The following is a 23,745-nucleotide window of genomic DNA, read 5'->3' on the forward strand; positions in this document are numbered from 1 at the left end:
AACACCCCAGTTTTCCGTTTCGCCTTACTCTGTACCCAACACATGTCGGACTGCCCATTCAATTCGCTCGAACTGTAGTGGCTTGGCAATAAAGTCACGCGCTCCTGCTTGAATCGCTTTCATGACGGTATCGCGGCGTGAAACTGCTGAACAAATAATGATCTTGGCATCCTTGTCCAAATCCATGATTTTACGGGAGGCAGTCAATCCGTTCATTCCTGGCATGGTGATATCCATCATGACGAGGGATGGTTTATACAAACTGTAATTTCTGACAGCCTCTTCTCCTGAACCAGCCTCGGCAACTACATGAATGCCTAACGACTCAAAAATATTGCGAAGCACGAGTCTAGTAAACGCTGTATCATCAACGATCATAATGCTTTTCATTTCGAAAACGATATCTCCTGTCCGTGATAGGCGACTTACGACCTATTGTTATATAGTAAAATATCCCTAATATCCATATAAATCAAGAATTCTTTTTCACCAGTCATCTACTTTCCATAAGTACAAAGACCCCCTTTTTTTATTCTACTAAGTCAATCTCAACAATTTCTGAACAATAGACCCAAAACTTAAGAATCTCCATTCCTTGTTAAACAAAAAAAGAACAGAGGACCGTTACCTGTTCGGTAGTTGCTCGCTGTTCTTCTTTGCTGTTTCTCCGCTCGGGGCTCTTCTCGTTCCAACGCAAAAAGCCGAAGCATTGCTTCGGCTCCTTTGATCCTCTTCCATTCTCCTCTTTCATTACCAAGCAGCAATGCTGCTGTCTGCGCGCATATCCGTACCACCGCTCAGCACACCATTTTCATCACGCCAAATGATTTGACCACGCCCGAAGTAATTGCCGAGCTGCGCCCACTTGATCGTATGTCCCCTGCGCTCCAAAGCTTGTGCCAAATGCTCCGGGAAATGACGCTCCAGCTCCACCGTTTTTCCTTCCATCCACTGCCAGCGCGGCGCATCGAGCGAAGCTTGCGGATTGAGGTGGAAGTCGATGGTGTTCATGACCACCTGCACATGTCCTTGTGGCTGCATGAAGCCGCCCATTACGCCGAATGGTCCCACTGCTTTTCCATCCTTCGTCAGGAAGCCCGGGATAATGGTGTGAAACGTTCTTTTGCCTGGCTCCAAGCAATTGTCATGAGCAGGGTCCAGAGAGAAGTTATGACCGCGGTTTTGCATAGCGATCCCTGTCCCCGGCACAACGACCCCGGAACCAAAGCCCATGTAATTGCTTTGGATAAAGGAAACCATGTTGCCCTCACCGTCAGCGGTCGCCAAATAGACCGTGCCGCTCGTTTTCGGCTGACCTGGCTCTGGCGTTAAGGCGTCATGACCAATCAGTGCACGGCGAGTAGCAGCGTATTCCTCTGACAGCAATGCTTCCTTGGAAACTTTCATTTTGCTCTCTTCTGTGATGTATTTCAATCCATCGACAAAGGCCAGCTTCATCGCTTCGATTTGCTTGTGATACGTTTCCGTCGTGTCTTTTGCGTCAAAATCAAAGCCCTTCAAAATGTTCAACGCCATCAAACCGATCATTCCTTGCCCATTAGGCGGGATCTCCCACACATCATAGCCGCGGTAGTTGACACTGACCGGCTTCACCCATTCCGGCTCATAGGCAGCCAGGTCTTCTTTGCGCAAATAGCCGTCGCACTCACGGGAGAACGCGTCGATCTTGTCTGCCAGCTCTCCGCGATAGAAGCTCTCTGCATTTGTTTCCGCGATTTGACGCAGCGTCTCAGCATGACCCGGCGACTTCCAGATGTCGCCCGCTTTTGGCACCTTGCCATCTGGCGTAAAGGTGGAGAACCAATGCGCGAACTCTTCCCCTTTGCATTGCTGGGAAAACTTTTTGTACGCAGCATTCCAATAATGCGCCAATGTTGGCGATACCGGATAGCCATTTTCCGCATAATCAATCGCTGGCTGCAAAACCTCTGTCAACGGAAGACGTCCGAAACGCTTGGACAAGGCTGCCCAGGCAGCAGGAGCGCCTGGTACCGTGACAGGCGTCCAGCCGTAGGTAGGCATTTCTTCCAGACCTTTTGCTTTTAATGCCTCAATGGAGATTCCTTGTGGAGCAGGCCCGCTTGCATTCAATCCATGCAGCTCGTCTTTGATCCATACGAGGGCAAATGCGTCTCCCCCAATGCCGTTCGAGGTCGGTTCTACTACAGTCAGGCACGCAGCCGTTGCAATCGCCGCATCTACCGCATTTCCGCCCTTTTTCAATATATCGAGACCAGCTTGTGCCGCCAGTGGCTGCGAGGTCGCCACCATGCCGTTCTTGGCAAAAGTCGTCACACGCTTCGATGCGTATGGGTATTCCATTGCGTCATAATTAACCATGATTTATGCCTCCTTAGTTACAATGTTCGCCAATAAGAAAGACCAATGAAGGTCCTTTTGGTTTGAGTCAACATAGTGGAGGAGAAGAAAAAGCACAGTTCTCTTCGACTCTGACACGCCGGCATGGGGGATTGACTGGCCGTCTCCACTTTAAAAAGGGGACCGTCGAGCCAAAGCCACCCTACGGGCGGAAGTTTCTCAAGGAAGAAGTGTTCGACAAGCGTGGTCCCCTTTTTGAAGTTCCGACTGGGTAGGCGTTGTCAAGGTCTACGAGCCCTGTGATTTTTCTTCTTACCAGCTTACGTAAACTTTCCTAGCCGATGAAAACAAACCCGTAAGCCATTGCTCCCAAAATGACAAAAGCGGGATGGACCTTCCATGTTTCGAGCAAAAGGTAGGATGCCACTGTCAAAATTCCTGTTTGCATCCAGCCGATTCCCTCGACTGCGCCCATCAGGAATTGATATGTCATCGTTCCGAGCAAGACAGTTACGACTGGTCGTACCGATTGAGTCATCGCTTTTACCTGTGGAGCACTGCGGAATAAATTGATAAAACCCATCAGTAAGACCATCGCGATCGCTGTCGGAGCAACCGTTGCAAATAATGCGACTACTGCACCCGGTACACCCGCTACCTGATAGCCAATGTACCCAGCGAGCTTGGTCGCGATTGGGCTGGGCAGCGCATTTCCTACTGCCAGCACTTCTCCGAATTCCTGTACAGTCATCCACTGGTAATGGTCAACCACTTCATTTTGTATCAAAGGAATGCTCGGCGGTCCTCCCCCGTACCCCAAAATGTTGGAGATGAAAAAGGCCCAAAATAATTGCAGGTAGATCATGCTACTCCCTCCTTGCCGTCCTTGTCCTTGCGCTTGCGGACAGACCAGGTAGAGTAGGTAAATGAAACAGCCAGCGCAATCCCTACGACGATGCCCGGATGCCAATCTAGGAAGAGCAACGCTACGAGTGAGAGTGCGAGGGAAAGGCTCACACCAGCCTTGCTGGACGCTCCCTTCCAGCCCTTTGAAAGGAATTCCCATGTAAGGACGCCTGTCATGACTGCGATTACCGGACCGATTGCCTGGATCATGCCGTATACACCCGGCGCATCCTTCCATTGATAAATGACTTGCAGCAAACCGATCATCACAAGCACGATTGGCATCACTACTGCGATGTTTGCCACCAAGGCACCCTTCCAGCCTTTTACCCGATAGCCGATAAATGCTGCCAGCTTGGTCGCAATGGGCCCTGGAAGAGCGTTGCCGAGCGCCAGATTGTCGGAAAAGTCCTCATCTGTCACCCATTTGTACTTTTTCACGCATTCGGTGTAAAAGAGGGGAACCATCGTAGGTCCTCCCCCAAACCCGAAGATTCCGATGCGGAAAAAGGCGAGAAATAATTGCCAGTAAATCATAGCTGTACCTCCGTCCTTGCCTAACTAGCGGAAAAGTTCGCCCGATTTCACCAAATGACAGGACACCAGTTGACCGTCCCCGATGTCTGACAGACTGGGCACCTGCGTCTTGCAAGTCTCTGTCGCATATGGACAACGCGGATGAAAGGTGCAGCCGCTCGGTGGATTTGCTGGACTCGGCAAATCGCCTGTCAACAAGATCCGTTCGCGCTTTTGCCGTGGTTTCGCTACTGGAACAGCCGAGAGCAGCGCCCGTGTATACGGATGACTCGGGTTCTCAAACAACGTCCGCTTGTCAGCAATTTCTACGATCCGCCCCAAATACATCACCGCGATCCGGTCGCACAAGTGCTTCACAACCGATAAATCATGCGAAATGAACATCAGGGTCAGATTGAATTCTTTTTTCAAATCCTTCAACAAATTGAGTACCTGTGATTGAATCGATACGTCCAAAGCAGATACAGGCTCATCGGCAATGATTAGCTTTGGTTTTACGACCAGTGCGCGGGCGATTCCGATCCGCTGCCTCTGTCCGCCGGAAAAATCGTGTGGATGGCGGTTCAGATGTTCTTTTCGCAAGCCAACGACCTGAATAATCTCTTCGATGACTTTTTCCCGCTCTGCCTTTGTCCCGATGTTGTGCACCATCAGCGACTCCATCAAAATCTGCTTGATCGTCATCCGCGGATTCAGCGAAGCGTATGGGTCCTGAAAAATCATTTGCAGGTTTCGGCGCATGACGCGCATATCTTCTTTGGGAAGCTTCGCTAAATCTTTGCCATCAAACCAGACTTCTCCTGCTGTCGGCTCCAAGAGGCGCAGAATCGTTCGGCCCGTCGTAGACTTGCCGCAGCCCGATTCCCCTACAATGCCAAGCGTTTCACCGGGATAGACTGTCAGATCAATACCATCGACTGCTTTGACATGTCCCGTCGTCCGCTTCAAAAAGCCACCCTTGATGGGAAAATGCTGTTGCAGCCCTTTTACTTCTAAGAGAGGTGTCGTCATGCCTGTTCTCCCTCCTTCGCGTACAGCCAGCAGCGACATTTTTGATTGTCCAGTTGCAGGAGTTCAGGGGGCTTTTCGTGACAAATCGCAATTGCTTGCGAGCAACGCGGGGCAAAACGGCAGCCCACTGGCATTTGATACGGCAAGGGAACTGCTCCCGGAATGGTCTCCAGATATTCGCGCTCTTCGTCCAGCTCAGGAATCGAGTTCATCAGACCGATCGTATACGGATGCTTCGGACTGTCAAACAGCGTATCGACATCAGTCTCCTCTACGACTTGCCCGGCATACATGACGATAACGCGGTCACACATCTCGGCTACTACCCCCAAATCATGCGTAATCAGCATGATGGAAGTTCCGGTCTTTTCTTTTAAATCGCGCATCAAATCGAGAATTTGCGCCTGAATTGTCACATCCAGTGCCGTTGTCGGCTCGTCTGCAATTATCAGCTTCGGATCGCAGGACATGGCCATCGCGATCATGACACGCTGGCGCATCCCTCCTGACAGCTGATGCGGAAACTCTCCGTAAATCTCTTCTGCACGAGGCATTCCGACTGCTTTTAGCATCGCAATCGCCCGTTCTTTTGCCTCTGCCTTCGTTACCTTGCGATGTAGCATAACTGCTTCCTCAATCTGTTTGCCTACGGTATGAAGCGGATTGAGGGATGTCATTGGCTCTTGAAAAATCATCGCGATTTCATTACCGCGTACACCTTGCATTTCTTTTTCCGACAGCGCAAGCACGTTCTTCCCATTAAAGCGAATCGATCCTTCCGTGCTTCCGTTGGGCGGCAGCAAGCGCATGATCGACAGGCTGGTTACACTCTTCCCACAGCCCGATTCGCCCACGACGCCAAGCGTTTCACCAGCACGGATAAAGAAGTCGACGCCGTCCACGACACTGACGACACCGCTGTCCGTGCGAAAACGGGTTCTCAGCTGTTCCACTTCCAAGATGGTCGTCATCTGCTCCACTCCTTTTCTCCCGTGTAGGGCATTCATTATTTGCGTGCGCGTGGGTCAAGAACTTGCTGTAGGCCATCTCCCAACAAGTTGAAGCCCAGCACGACTAAGAAGATGGCAATCCCCGGATAAAATGTCGCATAGGGCGCGACGGACATAAGTGTTTGTGCTTGGTTTAGCATGCTGCCCCATGATGGAGTCGGCGGCTGTACACCCAATCCCAGATAGGACAAGGATGCTTCTGCAATAATCCCGGATGCCATCGCCAACGTCGCTTGAATCACAATCGGGTTCATGGCGTTCGGCAAAATGTGGCGGAAAATAATGCGGGCATCCTTTACCCCAACCGAACGTGCTGCTTGAATATACTCCATATTTCGAAGCGAAAGAACTTGACCGCGTGTAATCCGTATAAAAGCAGGGGCAAAACCAATCCCAATCGCCAGCATGGCATTCCCGAAGCCTGAGCCGAGCACCGCCGAAATCGCCAGAGCCAGAATCAAAAACGGAAAGGCCTGCATCGCATCGACGCTCCGCATGACGATCCACTCATCCCAAAAGCCGCGGTAGTAACCGGACAAGAGTCCAATCGGCACCCCGATCAGCATCGCAATACCGACAGAGATCAGCGCTGCCTGAATGGAGATGCGAGCCCCGTAAACAACACGGGAGAAAATATCCCGACCGAGATCATCGGTCCCAAACAAATGCTCACCATCTGGCGACATCAAAATTTTGTTATAGTCTTGTGCATTGGGGTCGAAGGGTGCGATCAGCGGCGCGAAAATCGCCACCAAGATCAATCCGAGGATAATCACCGCTCCGATGACGCCCAAACCATTCCGGAGAAATTTGCCCACGGTTTTCATCACTCACCTGCTCCTTTCCCAGCCTTGATGCGCGGATCAATGACAGCGTACAAAATGTCGACAATCAGATTTACCAAGACAACGAGAACCGCAGAAACAAGAATGGCTCCTTGAACCGTTACGTAGTCACGTTTGAATACAGATTCCACAATCAGACGGCCAAAGCCAGGAATCGAAAAAATCGACTCGGTAATCACCAGACCACCCAACAAGCCTGCGATCATCAATCCCGAGGTCGTTACCACTGGAACCATCGCATTTCTCAGCGCGTGCCCCAGAATCGTGCGAGCCTCATTCAATCCCTTCGCTTTCGCTGTCCGAATAAAGTCCATGCTCACGACATCGAGTAAAGAAGAACGCAGCATTCGCATCAATACGGCAGACTCCCGCAAGCCAGTTGCCAAACAGGGCAGAATCATGGCCATCAGGTTTTGTGTAGGATTCTCGGAAAACGGTACATAACCGGATGAAGGCAGCCACTGGTTTTCCACGGCAAAGAAAATAATCATCATCATCGCCAGCCAGAAGCTGGGGATACTCATACCGCCTAGCGCAGTAAAGGTACTTGTATAGTCAATCCAGGTCCCGCGTCGCACGGCTGCGAGAATTCCCGCAGGAAACGCAATCAGAATCGCTACCAAGAACGTTCCGATTGTCAACTCCACGGTAGCTGGGAGTCTTTGCATAATTAAGTCTGCGACCGGTACCCGGTCCGTAATCGATATTCCCAAATCACCCGTTACCACTTTTCCTAGCCAGGAAAAATACTGCACCACGATCGGCTGATCCAATCCCAGCTCGGTTCGCAGTGCCGCATAGGCTTCCGGTGTCGCTTCCTCCCCTAAAATGACCCGGGCAGGATCGCCCGGGATCATATGAATCAAAGAGAATGTCATAATCGACACCAGCAGGAGAATCGGGATTGTCAGCAATAGACGCCTGACTATGAACATCATGACAATTCCTCCTTGCTCTTGCTGTTATAGTGTTGCGCTACCTATTGCTTGTCCAAATTGGCTGTACGGATCAAACCGTCTGGGACATAAGTAAAGCCGGTTACTTTCTTGTTCATGCCAAGCAGTACATATTGGTGGTACATGTAGGCATAGCCCGCTTCTTCTTGCAGCAATGTGGCAGCTTCGTCATACAGCGCCTTGCGTTTTGCTTCGTCCAACTCACCACGTGCTTTGATAACCAGTTCATCCAGCTTCGGAATGGAAATGCGGCCATCGTTGTTCGATGTATCTGTTACGACGAAGTCATGGAAGTTTTGATCAGGGTCCTGACGTCCGGACCAGCCCAATTGCATCGCTTCAAATTCGCCTTTATCGCCTGTTTCGATCAATTGTCCATATTCCAATTTTTCCAATGTCACGTTGATGTTGTGTTGTTTCAGCATGTTTTGCAGTACCGCACCCAGTTGTTCATTCTCTGGAGAAGTAGAGATGTACAGCTTGAAGTTAAATCCGTTTGGTTGACCGCCCTTCGCGAGCAAATCCTTGATTTCCGCAGCATCCGGCGGCTTCGGTGTGTTCAGTGCTTCATTGTAAGCCAGACTGCCTTTTGTAAATGCTGTGCGAGCCGGTGCCGCATAGCCGTTAAACAGTACTTTTACCAATGCTTCACGGTCAATGGCACGATCCACAGCCTGACGGAGGTACTTGTTGTCAAACGGCGGGCGGGAGTTGTTCAAATAAAGACCTTGGTAGCCCATGCCGGATTCCGCAACCAATTGCAAGTTCGCATCGCCCTTGATTGCAGGGATTTCTTTTACAGGGGTATCATCGATGATATCCAGCATGCCGGAGCGCAGGTTTTGCACCTTTGCGGTTCCGTTCGTGAATACTTTGTAGTTCACTTTATCGATCTTCACTTGACCATTCCAGTAGTTTTCATTTTTCGCAAGCGTCACATGGTCGCCTTTTACTTGTTCAACAAAAACATATGGGCCTGTACCAACCGGATGATTGAGGTATTGATCGCCATGTTCCTTCACTGCTTTTGGCGATACCATAATGCCCGAACGATCAGTCAAGACGGATAGGAATGGAGCGAAAGGCTCTTTCATCTGGATTTTTACGGTATGCTTGTCCACAACGGCAACGGAATCTACGAATTTCAATTCGCCTTTCCGGCGGGACTTCTCATCGTTCATGTTGCGCTCGAAGTTGAATTTCACTGCCTCAGCGTCAAACTCGGTGCCATCGTGGAATTTCACGCCCTGCTTCAGCTTCAATGTATAGGTCTTGCCGTCTGGCGTTACTTCATGCGATTCCGCCAGCATTGGCACTATTTTTCCTTCTGAGTCGATATCAAACAACTTGTCATAGAGGCTCGCGTACACTTGACGGTCGTACAGCGAAGTCGAGGTGTTTGGGTCCATCGAAGGCGGGTCTGCCTTTAACCCAATATTCAGTACTTTTTTTCCGGAGGCTGGCGCTGTTGTTGCGGCTTTGCCGTTGTCTGTACTCGCACTGTTTCCTCCTCCACAGCCTGTTACCAATAAAACTGTCCCCAGAACAGCACTGAGCATTGCTTTGCTCATTTTGGTCGAAAACATAGAATGACCCCTTTTCTCTCGTTTTTTCTCCAGGTTCTTCTCAGCATCGTACGACATTCATAATCCCAGCGGATTTTCGCCCGATGGCATTCCCCCTTCCAAGGTCACTCGTGCCCTAACGGATAAAGTTATATTTGGACTTCAGTATTTTTAATTCGTTAATCACATTTGTTTTGGAGATGCCAGGAATTTTGTGTAGCTTTTTGAGCAAAAATTGCGATAATTCTTCATTGCTTGTTACGAGCACCTGTGTGAAAAGCTGATACTCCCCCGAAGTGAGTACGATGAGCCTGATCTCTACGATGTCCGTTAACGCAGCAACCACATCGTCCAGCTTTTCCGCATCTACAGCTACTTGAATCATCGCCTGTACGTGAAACCCTGCCTTGACTGGATTGACAATACCGACCAGACTCAGGGCCCCTTCGTCCTGCAATTGCTGGACGCGCATTCGGATCGTCTTTTCCGTGACCCCGAGGTCCTTCGCAATTTGAGTAAACGGCAAGCGTGCATTTCCTTGCAAGGCTCGAATGATCCCATAGTCGATGTCATCTAAATCAGGATAAAGTGATCTTCGGAAAGTTTCCTCCATATAAACACGTCCTTATTCGTCTTTTTTAAACAAAATGCGACCTTATTACAGTTCAAATATTTAAAAATTGGTCGAATTCCATAATGATTGTTGTTACTATAATACGATCTTCGACATAGTGCAATACTTTATCTGAAAATTTCATTTTGAAAGCATTTTCATTTTATTTTTTCCTTTCTACCTATTCCCACTATAAATAAAACGAAGAAAAAGAGCCTGCTCCGCTAATGGAGAGGCTCGCTATTAATACTCGATACGGTCTGATGTTTGTGACCATGCTTCAAATGGACTCCGTCTATTCGCCAGATCTATTCTCCGGAAAGGAATGCTTCGCTCTTCATGAGGGAGAACAATCTGCTCATAAATAAACTGATCATCAAAACCGACATGCGCCGCATCTTCTTTCGTGCAAGCGTAATAGACATTGCGCGGTCTGGCCCAATAGATGGCTCCCAGACACATCGGACACGGCTCGCAGCTCGTATACAGGTCACAATCGTTTAACTGAAAGGATTCGAGATTGCGACATGCTTCCCGAATTGCTTGAATTTCGGCATGTGCCGTAGGGTCATTGCTCGTCGTCACTTCATTGCGTCCTCGCCCGATTACGTGCCCGTCCTTCACGACAATGGCTCCAAACGGTCCGCCCATTTTATCACGTACATTTTCAAACGCAATCTGTACGGCTTGCCCCATCCATGCCTCTCGTTCCATCTGCTTTCCCCCTCGCATTCTTCTCCTTTTATCCTATGTCCCAGCTCATCTGGACATGATGGAAAAGTCACTAGCGGTTCATCGATTGCTTTAAATGGAACAAGTAACGGTTTCGAATGATCCAGAAATACACACCTTGAACAACGACGAAGCTACATAGGACAATCGCGGTCGGCTTGACCACAGACGCAACAAGAATCAGCTTCAACAAGCTTTGCAGAGATACGAACGCTACCATGCTGTGAATAATGGCCACCACAATCGGCACGAAGAACAACAGGGCAACCTGAGTCGTAACGATCCGCGTCAACTCCGCATCCGTGAGACCAATCTTGGAAAGCGCTCCGTAATGCCGCTTGTCGTATTCCAGATCTGTGTACAGACGGAAATAGAGAAAGCTTGCTGCGGCTACAAAGAACAACACGCCCACAAACAATCCGATAAAGAGTCCCATGTTCGCCATTTGTTTCATGGAGTGGTAATAGGGCGCACGAGCTGAAAACGAGTAATTATCTTCAACATGACGAATATCTTCCTGAAGCTTGAGACTAAGATCCTGCGTTTCCTTCCATCTTGGCACCTCGTACACAAAGCGCTCTTCTTCCTTCATTTTCGGAAGCTGGTCATACACCTGATTCGGTACGACAACCAATCGCTCAAATTCAATCCCTCTGATCAATGGAGTCATATTCGTATCTGTTTTGACTGCGAGCTGTGCCTTCCCCACTTGCAGCGTTTTGCTCGCTACCGAATCACCAATCCAATTGAGCAGTACGAAGGCCTCTTTATTCGTCATTTCGAGTACAGTCGAATTGGACGCTACCGCCAGCCGGTTGTAGTCGGACAGCTTGACTACTCCGACCCTTTCCTCCTGAACCAGTTCCGGCAAAACTCGCATAGCCACTTGATATTTTTCGAAGGAAAAGCCACTTTGCTGCAAGCTCGTTTCGATTAACGACAGATGCTTCGCTCTCTCCGCATCGCTTTGTTTGGACTGGTATTCAAACGCAAACGGATGTGTTTTCATCACCGTGATCTGAATCGATCCAGCCAACGCCGCCAGCGTTCCAATCGCACAAAAAGCAACGGTAGAGACGATGCTTACCAGAAAGAACATCCGCGCGTTATCCTTCATCCGATAAGCCAAATCAGAGAGCGTCAGGAGATTTGTACGTTTCCAATAGAAAGCTCTACGCTTTTTCAGAAAGTCGATAAAGATGACACTCAGCTGTGTAAACAAAAGGTATGTGCCTACAGTCGTCAGCGCAATGACCGGTAGCATCAGCACGAGCACATTCACGCCGTCAGCAGTGAGGGCTAAGGCATAGCTCATTCCCAACAAAGCTACTGCGACCAGAGACAGCACTAACGATGCCCTCGGCTCACGCTTAGGCCGACCACTTCCTTGCAACAGATCCAAGAGACTGCGGCTTCGCAGCACGAGGACGGTAAACAGCGAAATGGCTGCATACAAGATGAGAAACGCCACCACTGTCAAACCGATCGCTTTCCACGGGAAGTAAAACCCGAGCGCTTTTACATCCAGCAAAAATCCGGCGAACTGGAAAAACAGCTTGGCGAGAACCAGCCCGAGCCCAATCCCGATGGCAATCGAGACAATGCCAATCAGCATGTTTTCCATAAAAATCAGCATGTTCCGCTGTAACGGTGTCATGCCCTGGATAAAAAGGATGCCGAACTCCTTCTCCCTCTTTTTCAGGAAAGCACCGACACAATAAAAGAGAAAAAAGAAGGAGAACAGAAAAATGACGTACTCAGCCGCCATCATCCCAGTAGCTACGGATTCATGAATCTCCTGCCCGATAATTTCCGGATGAAAAATGAACATCGCATAGACGAAAAAAATGAGGACAGAAAAAACGCTACTCATGAAAAATGCAGCGTACATACGCTTATTTCGTACAACGTTATTACACGCGAATTGTCGAAAGGTCATAGGTGTTCCCTCCCAAAAACGACAACGAGTCAATAATTTTCTGGAAGAATACCTGTCGACTCTCACCACGATACATCTCGTTATGGAGCTGTCCGTCTTTAATAAAAATTACCCGATGACAATAGCTGGCCGCCAAAGCATCATGCGTCACCATCATCATGGTGGTATTGTCTCTCTTATTGATCGCTTCCAGTGTCTCCATCACATTGCGCGAAGACTTGGAATCGAGATTTCCTGTCGGCTCGTCAGCGAGCAAAAGCGAAGGAGAATGGATGATCGCTCTGGCAATGGCTGTCCGTTGGCGTTGCCCCCCAGATACTTCGAAGGTTCGCCTCTCCAAAATGTCCTGAATCCCTAGCTTCTCAGCAACATTTTGCAGCTTTTCTTCCATGACCGATACTTTCTCATTGTCCAAAGTAAGCGGCAACACGATATTTTCCCCAATCGTCAACGTGTCCAAGAGGTTAAAATCTTGAAATACAAAGCCGAGCTCACGACGACGAAACAGGGCGAGTTTATCTTTTTTTAAATGATGCGGATTCGTACCGTTCAAAAGAACCGCACCAGAAGTTGGTGTATCAATAGTGGAGATCATGTTTAATAGCGTAGTCTTGCCACTGCCTGAGGGACCCATAATACCGACGAATTCGCCTTTGCGAATCGAAAAATCGATATCAGTCAACGCGCGGTAAGTTACCTTGCCCCCGTATATTTTACTCAAGCTATTTACAGCAAGCATTTCCATGCGCCATTCCCCTTTCTTGCACTTCCAAATTCAAGTGCATGTTCAAAAAATCGTCTTTTCAGCACCGAGAAAGAGGCGAGAACCTGCAAAAGGAGGAGCCGAGTGTAGGAACCTACATGAGCACCGGACTTTAAAGGTGAACGCCTCTTTCGATGTCGAATCAGCTTTCTTAATTACTTCGTGATCAAAAGACGACTTTTTGAACTACCTCTTCAACTATACGAAAGTGCGCATAGTGCAACTATCGAATTAACTTTCAGCTATCTTACTTTCTTGTAAGGTTGGTACGACGGCAGACAAGACGATACGTACGGTTGTCCCCTCGCCCACTTCTGATTCCATTTCCACCCCATGATGGAGCCGCCCGCAAATTTCCTGCACCAAGTACAGCCCCATCCCGGTGGACTCAGGGTATTTGCGCCCGTTTTCTCCCGTAAAATACGGCTTGAATACGCGGCGAATATCTTCGGCAGGGATCCCGATTCCATAATCCTGCACTTCCAGTATGGCATGCGCTCCACGTTCATACGCACGAATGGTGACCTTGTTGCTTTTCCCTGCTGAATAACGAACAGCATTCGTCAGCAATTGGTTGAGGACAAAAGCGAGCCACTTTTCATCCGATTCCACTCGCCAATTCTCATCCACTTTTACCTCGGGATACACTTGGTTGCGAATAAACAGCCGCTTGTTTTCAGCCAACACATTCTGCACCAAGGAACGCAGAGTTACGGGCTCGATCAGGAAGTCCTGTTCAAATCGGTCGAGGCGAGCTATGTACAATACTGTTTCCAGTCCACGCTTGATCCGGTCCACTTCTTCACGGACGCTCTCAGCTGTTAGATCGTCTTCATTTTGCAGCAACAGATGAATAACCGAAATCGGCGTCTTCATCTGATGAACCCACTGCTGAATAAACGTCGTATGATCCCGTTGCTTGTTTTCATAGGCATGAAGCTGTTCTTTGTAGAGTCGGTACTGCTCCTGACTGATGTCATCCATTGCGCGGCACAACGGTGCATTCCCGTATGTCTGGGTCAGCTCCTCCAATGACTCTACTGGCTTGCTCAGTCGCTGATAGATTGTACGGTGAGACAAATAGCGGATGGCGAGAAAAGCCCCCGCGAAAAATACAGATAAAAACATGACATAGATCATCAATGACTCATTCCAGTACCCATCCATCGCAAAAATCATAATTAATAAGATCAATTGGACGAGGAAAAACGCTGCGAAGGGCCATTGATCTCGAAGGAACAGCTTCATTGCCCTTCCTCCCAAGTCGCGCGCAAGCGATAACCAGAACCGCGAACGGTTTCGACAGCTCCCTCTACGCCTAAGTCCTTCAGCTTGCCGCGTACGCGTGTGATGTAGACATTCAGTGTGTTTTCATCAACAAACTGCTCATCCCACAGCTTTTCTAACAAACGCTCACGGCTGACGACACGCGGGTGTTGATTCATCAAGGCTTCGAGAAGTAACGCTTCCTTTTTGCTCAGCTCGATTTTGGTATCGTTCATGGACAGCTCCATTCGCTCTAAAAACAGCTTGAGCCCCGCCACTTCAACCGTACGCTCCCCTTCTTGCGGAGCATATTGTCCGTAAGCCCGTCGTAGCTGACTGCGGATTTTGGCCAAAACCACATCGTAGTCGAACGGCTTCGTGATATAGTCATCGGCCCCATTTTCCAAGGCCATCACCTGGTCCATTTTACTTTCTCGTGCAGAGATGAACAGGATCGGGCAGTTGGACTCCTGGCGCATTTGCCGGCACCAATAAAATCCGTCAAATTTCGGTAGATTCACATCCAACAGAACCAGATCAGGGCGCGACTGGGTAAATACCTCCATGACTCTATCGAAATGTACAACATTGACTGTTTGAAATCCGTATTTTTCCAGCTGTTCTTGCAGCAGCTGGTTGATTTTTGGGTCGTCTTCTACAATCATAATTGTGGACATCACTCATACTCCTCTCGTCTTGAGTCTCCTCCATTTTATTCTTTACTATACCATTAGAAAACTAGACTACGCCAAGCCTTTGACGTTTCTCTTACTTAGATGTCTATTGAAAAAACGGCTTGTACGTTGCTGTTGTGGAGGGGAGGAAACAGGAGAAAACGCTCAGCTTCTAGGGCCACCCCCTGGGGGACCCTCTGCACGACTCCATGCAAAAAGCGAAACCGCGTCCAAAGTTGTCCTTTCAGGATGTGTTTCAGAGGTGGACGCTTAAGAACGTGTTTCGCTTTTTGCATTACGTCTCGGTCGGTGTCCCTAAGATCTTCGCTTATTTCTCCTGTTTCCTCTACGAGCTTCTAGAGTTAAACGGATTTTAAAAGTATTAAATCCTTAAAAGATTGAAGAATCGCATCTGTCGCGACAGAGAAGAATATTTCCAGACGTAGCGACTTGTGGAGTCCTACCCAGCGGAGAAGGGATTCGCGGGCAACAGAAACGCAACGTGCTCGGGCTACGAAGCGGCTACCACTTTTGCGTTTCCCCGCGAATCCCTTCGGAGCGGACAGTCTCAGCCCTCAGCAGGACGGAGCCTGGAGCCTAGACTGGAAATATTCTTCTCTCCACTACAGCCACATAGTAAAAAAGGAAGGACTTTTGTCCCCCCCTTTATGCTTGAGCCTCCATCAATTGCTGTAGTTTCTTGATCCCACGGAAGTGCAGGATTTTCACCGAAGCCTCTGTCTTACCTAAGATTTCCGCGATCTCATTCATTCGCAAATCTCCGAGATAGCGCAGGGCGATTACATTGCGCTGATCCTTTGTCAGCGTGTGCACCTTATCCCACAAGCCTTCGGTTGTCTCCTGATTCAGAAGGCACTCCTCCGGCAGCTTATCTGTTGCGACCATATTGCTAAATGTGTCCTGATCTACCGGACTCTCCCGCTTCTTGCGCATGTAGTCAATCAAAGCGTTATGCGCAATTCGGAAAATCCAGGCACCAAAGGGATGGCGGCCATCGTACTGCTCAAGCTTGGAGTATACCTTAATAAACACAGTCGTTGTCAGGTCTTCCACATCCCAAACATTTTTTACCCGGTAGCGGAAATAGCGATATATTTTAGCGGAGTAATCTTCATAAATTTGTTGGTGACTTAATTTTGGATACATGATTGCTGTAGTCATAATCGATCTCCCGTTTCGTGAACCGTCTGATTGATTTCATTGTACGGTCGAAACGAAGCAGGAACCATCGAGTTATATTTCAGGAAGCTTACACTTTTGTAAGGTACTTATGGGCTCGTTGTAAGCTCGCACAAGTAGATACGGAAGAGGTTTCATTTCGGTTACAACTTTCGAAAGAAATTTTTAAGAATTTCTTAAGGAGTATTTTAAGTTGTCTTCAATACCGTTGTGATGGGGGGAGAAGTCCTGCCTCAAGTAGACTGACCATTTACTTTCGCATCCGTTAGCTCAGTTATCAATGATATTCATATCCTTTTGCTATTGAAAAGATATGGGTATCAGTTATTTCTCCTGAGTCATTTAGGTTAACATTGCGTAAAGTACCCTCCAACGTAAAACCTGCCTTCTTAGCTACAGCTATACTTGCGTTATTCCGTGTATCACAGCGAATCTCAAGACGGTTAGCTTCCAACTCAGAAATAGCAAAGGCAACGATACCTTTTACTGCCTCTGTCATTAGACCCTCACCAGTACGCGATGTGCGTAGCCAATATCCAATTTCAAATTTGCGTACATACCAATCAAAGCGATGGAGCCCACTACTGCCCACAAATTGCCCTGTATTCTTTTCAAATATATGTAGCACTAAATCTGTGCGCTCTAGAAAATTGAGCCTGGCCTTACGCACGTAGGCTTCTGAATCGTCAATAGATGGGAGGTTTTTTACAAACGGAAGCCAGGGGCGCATCTCATTTACACTCTCACGTATGGCTTCATTTACAAATTGACCATCACCCCATTGCGGTGCTCTAATCAATAATCGCTGAGTTTCAAAATGTTCCGGAAAAGAGAGAAGTAGTGGATTCATATTAGTCCTCCTTCTATAGGAATGAGTTTCCAATAATAGTAGCCGCTTGACCGCTCATTGACAATCTTGAACTCACTTTCAGGGTTCTTAAAAAGCTGCGCAGGAGAAGCGCATTTCCAGTCCAAGCGCCTCTGGAGCCCACCCCAGCGTAGGAATAAATGGCGGGGAATTTCAGCTTCACTTATGAAATCCTTCATTGAAACTTCTACGTTTGAAGCGCTCCCGCCATTTATTCCGAAGCGGACAGTCAATCCCCCAGCAGGGCGTAGGCCGAAGCGTAGACTGGAAATGCGCTTCTCCCCACACTAAAGCTACTTTAATAAAAAATGCCCCCGAAAAATTCGAGGGCACTTGCCATTACACTAAACCAAGACGTTGGAAAATCGTATCCACATGCTTCAGGTGGTAACGGTAGTCAAAGCACTCATCCAGCTCTTCCTTGGACAGTGTAGAGCTGACCGTTGCATCCTCCTCGACGATCGCACGGAAGGAGCGTTGCTCTTCCCACGCCTGCATCGCACGAGGCTGTACCGTGTCATAGGCTTGCTCGCGGCTCATGCCTTTTTCGATCAGCTTGAGCATGACTTGCTGCGAGTAGATCAATCCAAAGGTACGGTCCATATTGCGCTTCATGTTCTCAGGGAACACCGTCAAGTTTTTCACGATGTTCATGAAACGGCGCAGCATGTAGTTCAATGCTTGCGTCGCATCTGGCAAAATCACGCGCTCCGCAGAGGAGTGGGAAATATCCCGCTCATGCCAGAGGGAAACATTTTCATAGGAAGTGAGCATGTGACCGCGGATGACACGAGCCAGTCCGCAAATATTTTCGCTGCCGATCGGGTTGCGCTTGTGTGGCATTGCAGAAGAACCTTTTTGTCCTTTGGCAAATGCTTCTTCCACCTCGCGCATTTCGCTCTTTTGCAGACCGCGAATTTCTGTCGCGAATTTTTCCAAAGAAGTTGCGATCAGTGCCAATGTCGCCATGTACTCGGCGTGGCGATCACGCTGCAGGGTTTGGGTAGAGATAGGCGCTGCGGACAGCCCCAGCTTCTCGCACACGTACGCTTCCACGAACGGATCGATGTTTGCGTATGTTCCAACTGCGCCAGAGATTTTGCCGTATGCCACTTCTTTTTTCGCAGCCTGAAAACGCGCCAGGTTACGCTTCATTTCTTCATGCCACAGGGCCAGCTTCAAGCCAAAAGTCGTAGGCTCCGCATGTACGCCATGCGTTCTGCCCATGCAAACCGTATCCTTGTGCTCACGAGCTTTGTCTGCCAAAATCTCGATGAAATCTTGAATATCCTTCTCCAAAATCTCGTTCGCCTGACGCAGCAGGTAAGACAGAGCAGTATCCACCACATCGGTAGAAGTCAGTCCGTAATGCACCCACTTCTTTTCTTCACCCAAGGTTTCCGATACCGCACGGGTAAACGCCACCACATCATGGCGTGTCTCTTCTTCGATCTCATAGATTCTGTTAATGTCAAAAGTAGCTTTATCCCACAGCTTTTTCACGTCTTCCTCAGGAATGACGCCCAGCTTGGACCATGCTTCACACGCCAGAATTTCTACTTCCAGCCACGCTTTGAATTTGTTTTCTTCCGTCCAAATGGCACGCATTTCCGGTCGGGAGTAACGTTCGATCATGATAATACCTCCGATGTATTCGTCCAGATTTTCAGCTCATCAATCAGGGTGAGCGCTTCTTCTACAGTAGGGGCGAGCACATTGATATGCCCCATTTTTCGCTTGGCCTTGCTCTCTGCTTTTCCGTACAAATGGAGCTTGGCTGTGCGCGGCAGCTTGTCGATCTGATCGATGACAGGCTGTAGATGCTCTCCCAAAATATTAACCATCACGACGCTCGAGAGCAACTCTGTAGATCCCAAAGGCAGATTGCAAACTGCCCGAACATGCTGCTCAAACTGCGAGGTCACACATGCATCCATGGTAAAATGCCCGGAGTTATGCGGTCGAGGCGCCAATTCATTGACATACAGCTGACCATCTTCGGTCAAAAACAACTCAACTGCAATGAGTCCGACCACATCCAGCTTTTCTACAATCGTGCGGGCAATTTCTTCCGCGCGGGCTGCTACTTCAGCCGAAATACGAGCGGGTACGATGCTCAAATGCAGGATGTTTTCCTGATGAATATTTTCTGACACAGGAAAAACAGCCAATTCTCCCGCAGGATTGCGTGCAGCAATCACAGACAGCTCCATTTGGAATGGTACAAATTGTTCCACGATCAGCTCTGTACCTGCTTTGGACAACGTTTCATACGCCTCCGCCAGCTCAGCCTCGCTTCTCAATACCCATTGCCCTTTGCCGTCATAGCCACCGGTTGCGGTCTTCATAACAGCAGGCAGTCCCAGTTCACGCACGGCGTTCTGCAAATCCTCCAAGCTATTCACGACACAAAACGGAGCAACAGGAATGCCGATCTCGCGAATAGCAGTCTTTTCCCGAATCCGATTTTGGGTGATACGCAAAAGACGGCTCCCCTGCGGTACATAAGCGCGGCTCTCCAACACTTCAGCCACCTGTGCATCGACATTTTCAAATTCATAAGAGATAACATCACTGACCGAGGCAAGCTGCATCGCTGCTTCTACATCATCGTAGCTGGCAACAATTTGCCGATCTGCCGTTTGGCCGCATGGTGCGTCTGCCGTCGGGTCCATTGTGACAAAGCGGTAGCCCATAGCTCGTCCCGCAAGAGCAATCATCCGTCCAAGCTGTCCTCCGCCGAGTATTCCTAAGGTCGATCCTGGTTTGATTTGCTTACGGTCTTTGGTTGTCATTCGAGTTCACTAGCCTCCAGCACCTTATTGCGTACATCATCACGTCTTTGCACGAACCGCTCTTGTACGTCTGGATATTTGATCCCTAAAATTTGCGCAGCCAATAACCCTGCATTGATAGCTCCAGCTTTTCCGATCGCAACTGTCGCCACAGGTACGCCCCCTGGCATTTGCACAATCGACAAAAGCGAGTCGAGACCATTCAAGTTGGATGATTTCACCGGTACACCAATGACAGGCAGCTCTGTCTTAGCAGCTACCATTCCTGGCAAATGCGCCGCCCCGCCCGCACCCGCAATAATGACTTCCAAGCCGCGGCTTTTAGCGGTCTCGGCATACGTAAACATCAAGTCTGGCGTTCTGTGTGCAGACACGACCTTCTTTTCGTACGGTACCTGCAATTCGTCCAAGATTGCGCAAGCTTCCTTCATTGTTTCCCAGTCTGACGTACTGCCCATAATGACTCCTACCAAAGGCTGTAGCATGAACCATTCGCCCCCTACGTTTTGTAACATCAGAAGAAAACCCAACCGACTAACGGCTTTTCGCCGCTCTCATCGCCTGGGCTATTCGAACTCGTTTTCATTCAACATATTCAGTGTAGCAGGGAGAAAGTTTGCCTGTCAACCTCGTTTCCGAACATTTAAAAATGATAGTTCAAAAATTATTCGTGTTTGCCTTTTTCTACCCAATTGTTTGCCGCTTCTGCTTTCTCTAACTCGACCTGAAGCCAATAATCCAGAAAGGGAGTGGCATCAGCCCCGGCAGCTGCAGTCAACAGCTCTGTGATTTGCTCCCCATTTGCCTGCTTGTATTGATGATCTCGTACATATTGACGCAACACCTGATGCAGTCGTTCAACTCCCCATTCCTCTTTCAAGTTCCACCACATGGCACCCGCTCGCCCATAGACGAGGTCATTGTAGCTCCTCCAATCTGGAAAAGCCGCCACAGACGATTTCGCAGTGACTCCTTGGCTCGCATATCCTTCCGCTGCACGTGCTTGACCTAGCCGCATTTGAATATACGCTTGTGAACGTGCAGGGGACTTTTGCTGCAAAAATACCATCGTTGCATAATCCGTCAGTCCCTCATCCACCCAAGCCTCTCGCACCTCGTCGTTTCCGACCAACCCGTAAAACCACTGATGTGCCGTTTCATGCGCTACGACCGCTTCCCCCATGGCATCGCTGCGGTCAAAATACTCCTGGGCAATAAAGACGAGGCTCGGGTATTCCATTCCGCCAAAAAAGCCGCCTGTTTTGACAACATCGTATTCCTTATACGGATACACGCCGAACTGTTTTCCGTAATAGTCGAGAGACTCCCTGGCAGTCTCATGTATACGTTCTACGTTTTGCGGGTCATCACTTTTCTGCACCCACGTACGTACGATGGTTTCCCCGACCTTGCCAGATATGGGCTGGTACGTATCGTCCATGACGACAAGGGCAAAATCCCGAACGTTCCATGCGTCCACCTCATAGATTTTTAGCCGTTGTGGTCTCGTCTCGGTGATGACAGCCACGCTCTCCAATCCACTCGTAGCAAGCTGGTACCCCTCTGGTAACTGCACACGCAAGTGATAATTCGCCACATCTGAGTAAAATGGATCGCCAATCGCGGAATAAGGATCGAGCCGCCAGCCCCCTGCGTCCTTGACCGCCAAGATCGGCAGCCAGTTGCCCAGCCACATCGCATGATCATGGTAAGACATTCGCCCGTTGTTAAAAGGGACCTCGAGCTGAAATTTCATATCCACCACCATCTCAGCAGACGATGTTCTGGCAGGAAGGGGCACTTGTAAAAGTGTATTGGTCTTTCCTGCATACTGTACACCGACACTTTTTCCGTTAACCCGTACTTCGTTTATCTTGATACCACCAGGCTCACGCTGTTTGCCCAGCACAACCTCCCAGTTTTCACTACTGAGAGCAGCGTTTGCAGAAAAAGCATTAGGATATAAATGAAAATAAGCTTGGTCATCTTGTGGGACAAAACGAGCCGTCAGCATGCCTTTCACCACGTGCTTATTCATATCGATTTGTACGTCGGCCTTGTAAGTGACTGCAGTGTGCCTGTGATCAATCGGCACAATCTCCTGAGCATCTGAGCCTGCCTGCCCTGTCCAAGGACGGACGGTCAAGAATACAGTCAAAACGACTCCTACTGCCACGATGACCACCCAATGCTTCCGCCACATCGTGATCCCCTGCCTTCAATTACTTCTTCTGATGCTTGAGACGTTGGCGCTCCAGCCAAGCTGCTGCCTGTTCCTGCTGGGACATGTCTACTCTCAACCAATAATCCAAGAAAGCACTCGCATCTTCTCCTGCCATCTCAGATAGAAAAGCTTCCCATTCCTTTCCAGTCACAACCTGATAACGGTATTTCTCGACGTACTGCTTCAAAACATCATGTACCCTTTCTTCCCCCCACGCTCCCTGCAATAGCCACAGCATCGAGGACGGACGGGAATAAACAAGATCGCTATAGCTCTGATTATCAGGAAATGCAGACAACGCTTGCCAAGGACGCTGTTCCTCTGCCACGTAATACTGAACAGAGGTGCCTTGCTCCAGCCGTCTGCGCACTCGTTCTGCTCCCATCAGCGGGTCTTGCTGAGATAAATACGAGAGTGTCACGTACTCCGTGAATCCCTCATCCAGCCATGCTTCCTTTACCTGATTATTTCCGAGCAAGCCGTAAAACCACTGGTGTGCCGTCTCATGGACAACCGTGACGATACCTGTTTCTTCCCCGGAAAAGAAATGACGTCCGTCGAGAAAGACTAATGCCGGATACTCCATCCCGTTAATCGCGCCACCAGTCCTTACCACATCGTATTCGGGATATGGATAGGCACCCAATTGATGATGAAAATAGGCGAGAGACTTCGCTGCTGCTTCATGAATCTGCTCAGCAGTTGCCGGATCATCTGTTTTCCGCCACCATGTTCGAACGACTGTTTCGCCCACCTTCGTTTCTATTCGTTGATAGGAGGCATCCATAACGACAAGGGCAAAATCCCTCACGTTTTCTGCGCCGAGCTGTATCGTCTTTTCTCCCTCACGAGCAGAAACCTGCTTCGCAGTCCTGTCTGACGCTGTGCTCGCCAGTTGATAGTCTGTTGGCAGCGTCACGTTCACCTCATAATCTGCGTTCTCACTGTAAAATGGATCACCGACAGGCTCGTACGGATCGAGATGCCAACCTTCCTTGTCGTACACCGCAAGAACCGGGAGCCAGTTCCCCAGCCAAATCGATTGGTCATCGTAGGACATCCTGCCGTCGTTTTGCGGAAGAGTCATCTCGAACTCCATCACAATCTTTCGTGGGCCCGGCTCTCCTTCTAAAGGCACTTCGAGTATGTTCAGGTCCTTCGTCTTTTTGCCGACGACAGTGACACCATCGACCAAGAGCTTTTTATTAGTGTATGTGCCAAGCATAGGGCCATTGCCTAAAAGTTCCTCCCATAGCATGCCTTGATGCTCTTCAGTAAATACATTCGGGTAAAGATGGAGATAGGCACGAGCAGGGTCTTTTGGCCAAAAGGTAATCGTTACGGTTCCTGCTACTTCTTTCTTGATTGGATCAATTCGCACATCAGCCTGATAGAGTGGTTTACGCGTAAGCGCATTACCCTCCTCAGCATTTACAGGCAACATCCACGTCAAAAACAATAAGCTACAACCGACCATTGAGACCCATTTCTTCACGCCATC

Annotated in this window: 22 protein-coding genes; all 22 read right to left on the reverse strand. The window is 49.1% G+C overall.

Features of this window, described 5'->3' with window-relative positions; translation table 11 throughout:
* Window positions 1-24: 24 nt before the first annotated feature.
* The 22 genes from FB479_RS19985 to FB479_RS20105 all read right to left on the reverse strand — a co-directional run bounded on the left by FB479_RS19985 (window position 25) and on the right by FB479_RS20105 (window position 23,739).
* A complete protein-coding gene (locus FB479_RS19985; protein ID WP_106652435.1) occupies window positions 25-390 on the reverse strand; it encodes a response regulator in 366 nt (121 codons plus the stop codon).
* A 360-nt stretch (window positions 391-750) separates the two neighbouring features.
* The gene (ggt, locus tag FB479_RS19990; protein WP_106652434.1) at window positions 751-2,361 is read right to left on the reverse strand and encodes a gamma-glutamyltransferase; all 1,611 of its coding nucleotides are present in this window, start codon (window positions 2,359-2,361) and stop codon (window positions 751-753) included.
* A 313-nt stretch (window positions 2,362-2,674) separates the two neighbouring features.
* Window positions 2,675-3,205 (reverse strand): chromate transporter, encoded by a 531-nt coding sequence (locus tag FB479_RS20000; RefSeq protein ID WP_007729877.1) that lies wholly within the window; start codon window positions 3,203-3,205, stop codon window positions 2,675-2,677.
* Window positions 3,202-3,783, reverse strand: coding sequence for a chromate transporter (locus tag FB479_RS20005; protein WP_106652431.1), 582 nt, complete (start codon window positions 3,781-3,783; stop codon window positions 3,202-3,204). Before FB479_RS20005 ends, FB479_RS20000 begins: the two co-directional genes overlap by 4 nt.
* Window positions 3,784-3,807: 24 nt before the next feature.
* A complete protein-coding gene (locus FB479_RS20010) occupies window positions 3,808-4,794 on the reverse strand; it encodes an ABC transporter ATP-binding protein (RefSeq protein ID WP_142066473.1) in 987 nt (328 codons plus the stop codon).
* Complete coding sequence (locus FB479_RS20015) at window positions 4,791-5,765, reverse strand: ABC transporter ATP-binding protein (RefSeq protein WP_026043173.1); 975 nt, start codon at window positions 5,763-5,765, stop codon at window positions 4,791-4,793. The genes FB479_RS20010 and FB479_RS20015 overlap by 4 nt, the downstream gene beginning before the upstream one ends.
* A gap of 35 nt (window positions 5,766-5,800) precedes the next feature.
* Window positions 5,801-6,631: an ABC transporter permease gene (locus FB479_RS20020; RefSeq protein WP_142066499.1), complete on the reverse strand. Its 831-nt coding sequence runs from the start codon at window positions 6,629-6,631 to the stop codon at window positions 5,801-5,803.
* Window positions 6,631-7,587: an ABC transporter permease gene (locus FB479_RS20025; protein WP_017249656.1), complete on the reverse strand. Its 957-nt coding sequence runs from the start codon at window positions 7,585-7,587 to the stop codon at window positions 6,631-6,633. The genes FB479_RS20020 and FB479_RS20025 overlap by 1 nt, the downstream gene beginning before the upstream one ends.
* Before the next feature lie 41 nt (window positions 7,588-7,628).
* A complete protein-coding gene (locus FB479_RS20030) occupies window positions 7,629-9,191 on the reverse strand; it encodes an ABC transporter substrate-binding protein (protein WP_142066474.1) in 1,563 nt (520 codons plus the stop codon).
* Window positions 9,192-9,306: 115 nt separating this feature from the next.
* On the reverse strand, window positions 9,307-9,783 hold the full coding sequence (locus FB479_RS20035; RefSeq protein ID WP_106652427.1) for an Lrp/AsnC family transcriptional regulator: 477 nt from the start codon (window positions 9,781-9,783) through the stop codon (window positions 9,307-9,309).
* Between the two features lie 243 nt (window positions 9,784-10,026).
* Window positions 10,027-10,497 (reverse strand): nucleoside deaminase, encoded by a 471-nt coding sequence (locus tag FB479_RS20040; protein ID WP_106652426.1) that lies wholly within the window; start codon window positions 10,495-10,497, stop codon window positions 10,027-10,029.
* Window positions 10,498-10,567: 70 nt separating this feature from the next.
* A complete protein-coding gene (locus FB479_RS20045) occupies window positions 10,568-12,454 on the reverse strand; it encodes an ABC transporter permease (RefSeq protein WP_106652425.1) in 1,887 nt (628 codons plus the stop codon).
* Complete coding sequence (locus tag FB479_RS20050) at window positions 12,429-13,199, reverse strand: ABC transporter ATP-binding protein (RefSeq protein WP_106652424.1); 771 nt, start codon at window positions 13,197-13,199, stop codon at window positions 12,429-12,431. Before FB479_RS20050 ends, FB479_RS20045 begins: the two co-directional genes overlap by 26 nt.
* A gap of 249 nt (window positions 13,200-13,448) precedes the next feature.
* Window positions 13,449-14,465 (reverse strand): sensor histidine kinase, encoded by a 1,017-nt coding sequence (locus FB479_RS20055; protein WP_142066475.1) that lies wholly within the window; start codon window positions 14,463-14,465, stop codon window positions 13,449-13,451.
* Window positions 14,462-15,160 carry a response regulator transcription factor gene (locus tag FB479_RS20060; RefSeq protein ID WP_106652422.1) on the reverse strand — a complete coding sequence of 233 codons (699 nt, stop codon included), beginning with the start codon at window positions 15,158-15,160 and terminating at the stop codon, window positions 14,462-14,464. Before FB479_RS20060 ends, FB479_RS20055 begins: the two co-directional genes overlap by 4 nt.
* A 663-nt stretch (window positions 15,161-15,823) precedes the next feature.
* Complete coding sequence (locus tag FB479_RS20070; protein WP_069847459.1) at window positions 15,824-16,339, reverse strand: sigma-70 family RNA polymerase sigma factor; 516 nt, start codon at window positions 16,337-16,339, stop codon at window positions 15,824-15,826.
* Window positions 16,340-16,634: 295 nt separating this feature from the next.
* Window positions 16,635-17,207, reverse strand: coding sequence for a GNAT family N-acetyltransferase (locus FB479_RS20075; protein ID WP_142066477.1), 573 nt, complete (start codon window positions 17,205-17,207; stop codon window positions 16,635-16,637).
* A gap of 357 nt (window positions 17,208-17,564) precedes the next feature.
* Window positions 17,565-18,860, reverse strand: a complete 1,296-nt coding sequence (gene purB / locus FB479_RS20085; RefSeq protein ID WP_106652419.1) for an adenylosuccinate lyase — start codon at window positions 18,858-18,860, stop codon at window positions 17,565-17,567.
* Complete coding sequence (purK, locus tag FB479_RS20090) at window positions 18,857-20,020, reverse strand: 5-(carboxyamino)imidazole ribonucleotide synthase (protein WP_106652418.1); 1,164 nt, start codon at window positions 20,018-20,020, stop codon at window positions 18,857-18,859. The genes purB and purK overlap by 4 nt, the downstream gene beginning before the upstream one ends.
* Window positions 20,017-20,505 carry a 5-(carboxyamino)imidazole ribonucleotide mutase gene (purE, locus tag FB479_RS20095; protein ID WP_012684280.1) on the reverse strand — a complete coding sequence of 163 codons (489 nt, stop codon included), beginning with the start codon at window positions 20,503-20,505 and terminating at the stop codon, window positions 20,017-20,019. Before purE ends, purK begins: the two co-directional genes overlap by 4 nt.
* Before the next feature lie 179 nt (window positions 20,506-20,684).
* The gene (locus FB479_RS20100; protein WP_142066478.1) at window positions 20,685-22,223 is read right to left on the reverse strand and encodes a M1 family metallopeptidase; all 1,539 of its coding nucleotides are present in this window, start codon (window positions 22,221-22,223) and stop codon (window positions 20,685-20,687) included.
* A gap of 19 nt (window positions 22,224-22,242) precedes the next feature.
* Complete coding sequence (locus FB479_RS20105) at window positions 22,243-23,739, reverse strand: M1 family metallopeptidase (RefSeq protein ID WP_142066479.1); 1,497 nt, start codon at window positions 23,737-23,739, stop codon at window positions 22,243-22,245.
* Window positions 23,740-23,745 lie beyond the last annotated feature (6 nt).

Origin of the sequence: Brevibacillus sp. AG162 (assembly GCF_006715575.1) — a bacterium.
In the GTDB taxonomy this organism is placed as follows: domain Bacteria; phylum Bacillota; class Bacilli; order Brevibacillales; family Brevibacillaceae; genus Brevibacillus; species Brevibacillus brevis.

Coding starts and splice junctions, on each gene's coding strand:
- FB479_RS19985 (WP_106652435.1), bottom strand. CDS start 390: ATGAAAAGCATTATGATCGTTGATGATACAGCGTTTACTAGACTCGTG.
- ggt (WP_106652434.1), bottom strand. CDS start 2,361: ATGGTTAATTATGACGCAATGGAATACCCATACGCATCGAAGCGTGTG.
- FB479_RS20000 (WP_007729877.1), bottom strand. CDS start 3,205: ATGATCTACCTGCAATTATTTTGGGCCTTTTTCATCTCCAACATTTTG.
- FB479_RS20005 (WP_106652431.1), bottom strand. CDS start 3,783: ATGATTTACTGGCAATTATTTCTCGCCTTTTTCCGCATCGGAATCTTC.
- FB479_RS20010 (WP_142066473.1), bottom strand. CDS start 4,794: ATGACGACACCTCTCTTAGAAGTAAAAGGGCTGCAACAGCATTTTCCC.
- FB479_RS20015 (WP_026043173.1), bottom strand. CDS start 5,765: ATGACGACCATCTTGGAAGTGGAACAGCTGAGAACCCGTTTTCGCACG.
- FB479_RS20020 (WP_142066499.1), bottom strand. CDS start 6,631: ATGAAAACCGTGGGCAAATTTCTCCGGAATGGTTTGGGCGTCATCGGA.
- FB479_RS20025 (WP_017249656.1), bottom strand. CDS start 7,587: ATGATGTTCATAGTCAGGCGTCTATTGCTGACAATCCCGATTCTCCTG.
- FB479_RS20030 (WP_142066474.1), bottom strand. CDS start 9,191: ATGTTTTCGACCAAAATGAGCAAAGCAATGCTCAGTGCTGTTCTGGGG.
- FB479_RS20035 (WP_106652427.1), bottom strand. CDS start 9,783: ATGGAGGAAACTTTCCGAAGATCACTTTATCCTGATTTAGATGACATC.
- FB479_RS20040 (WP_106652426.1), bottom strand. CDS start 10,497: ATGGAACGAGAGGCATGGATGGGGCAAGCCGTACAGATTGCGTTTGAA.
- FB479_RS20045 (WP_106652425.1), bottom strand. CDS start 12,454: ATGACCTTTCGACAATTCGCGTGTAATAACGTTGTACGAAATAAGCGT.
- FB479_RS20050 (WP_106652424.1), bottom strand. CDS start 13,199: ATGGAAATGCTTGCTGTAAATAGCTTGAGTAAAATATACGGGGGCAAG.
- FB479_RS20055 (WP_142066475.1), bottom strand. CDS start 14,465: ATGAAGCTGTTCCTTCGAGATCAATGGCCCTTCGCAGCGTTTTTCCTC.
- FB479_RS20060 (WP_106652422.1), bottom strand. CDS start 15,160: ATGTCCACAATTATGATTGTAGAAGACGACCCAAAAATCAACCAGCTG.
- FB479_RS20070 (WP_069847459.1), bottom strand. CDS start 16,339: ATGACTACAGCAATCATGTATCCAAAATTAAGTCACCAACAAATTTAT.
- FB479_RS20075 (WP_142066477.1), bottom strand. CDS start 17,207: ATGAATCCACTACTTCTCTCTTTTCCGGAACATTTTGAAACTCAGCGA.
- purB (WP_106652419.1), bottom strand. CDS start 18,860: ATGATCGAACGTTACTCCCGACCGGAAATGCGTGCCATTTGGACGGAA.
- purK (WP_106652418.1), bottom strand. CDS start 20,020: ATGACAACCAAAGACCGTAAGCAAATCAAACCAGGATCGACCTTAGGA.
- purE (WP_012684280.1), bottom strand. CDS start 20,505: ATGCTACAGCCTTTGGTAGGAGTCATTATGGGCAGTACGTCAGACTGG.
- FB479_RS20100 (WP_142066478.1), bottom strand. CDS start 22,223: ATGTGGCGGAAGCATTGGGTGGTCATCGTGGCAGTAGGAGTCGTTTTG.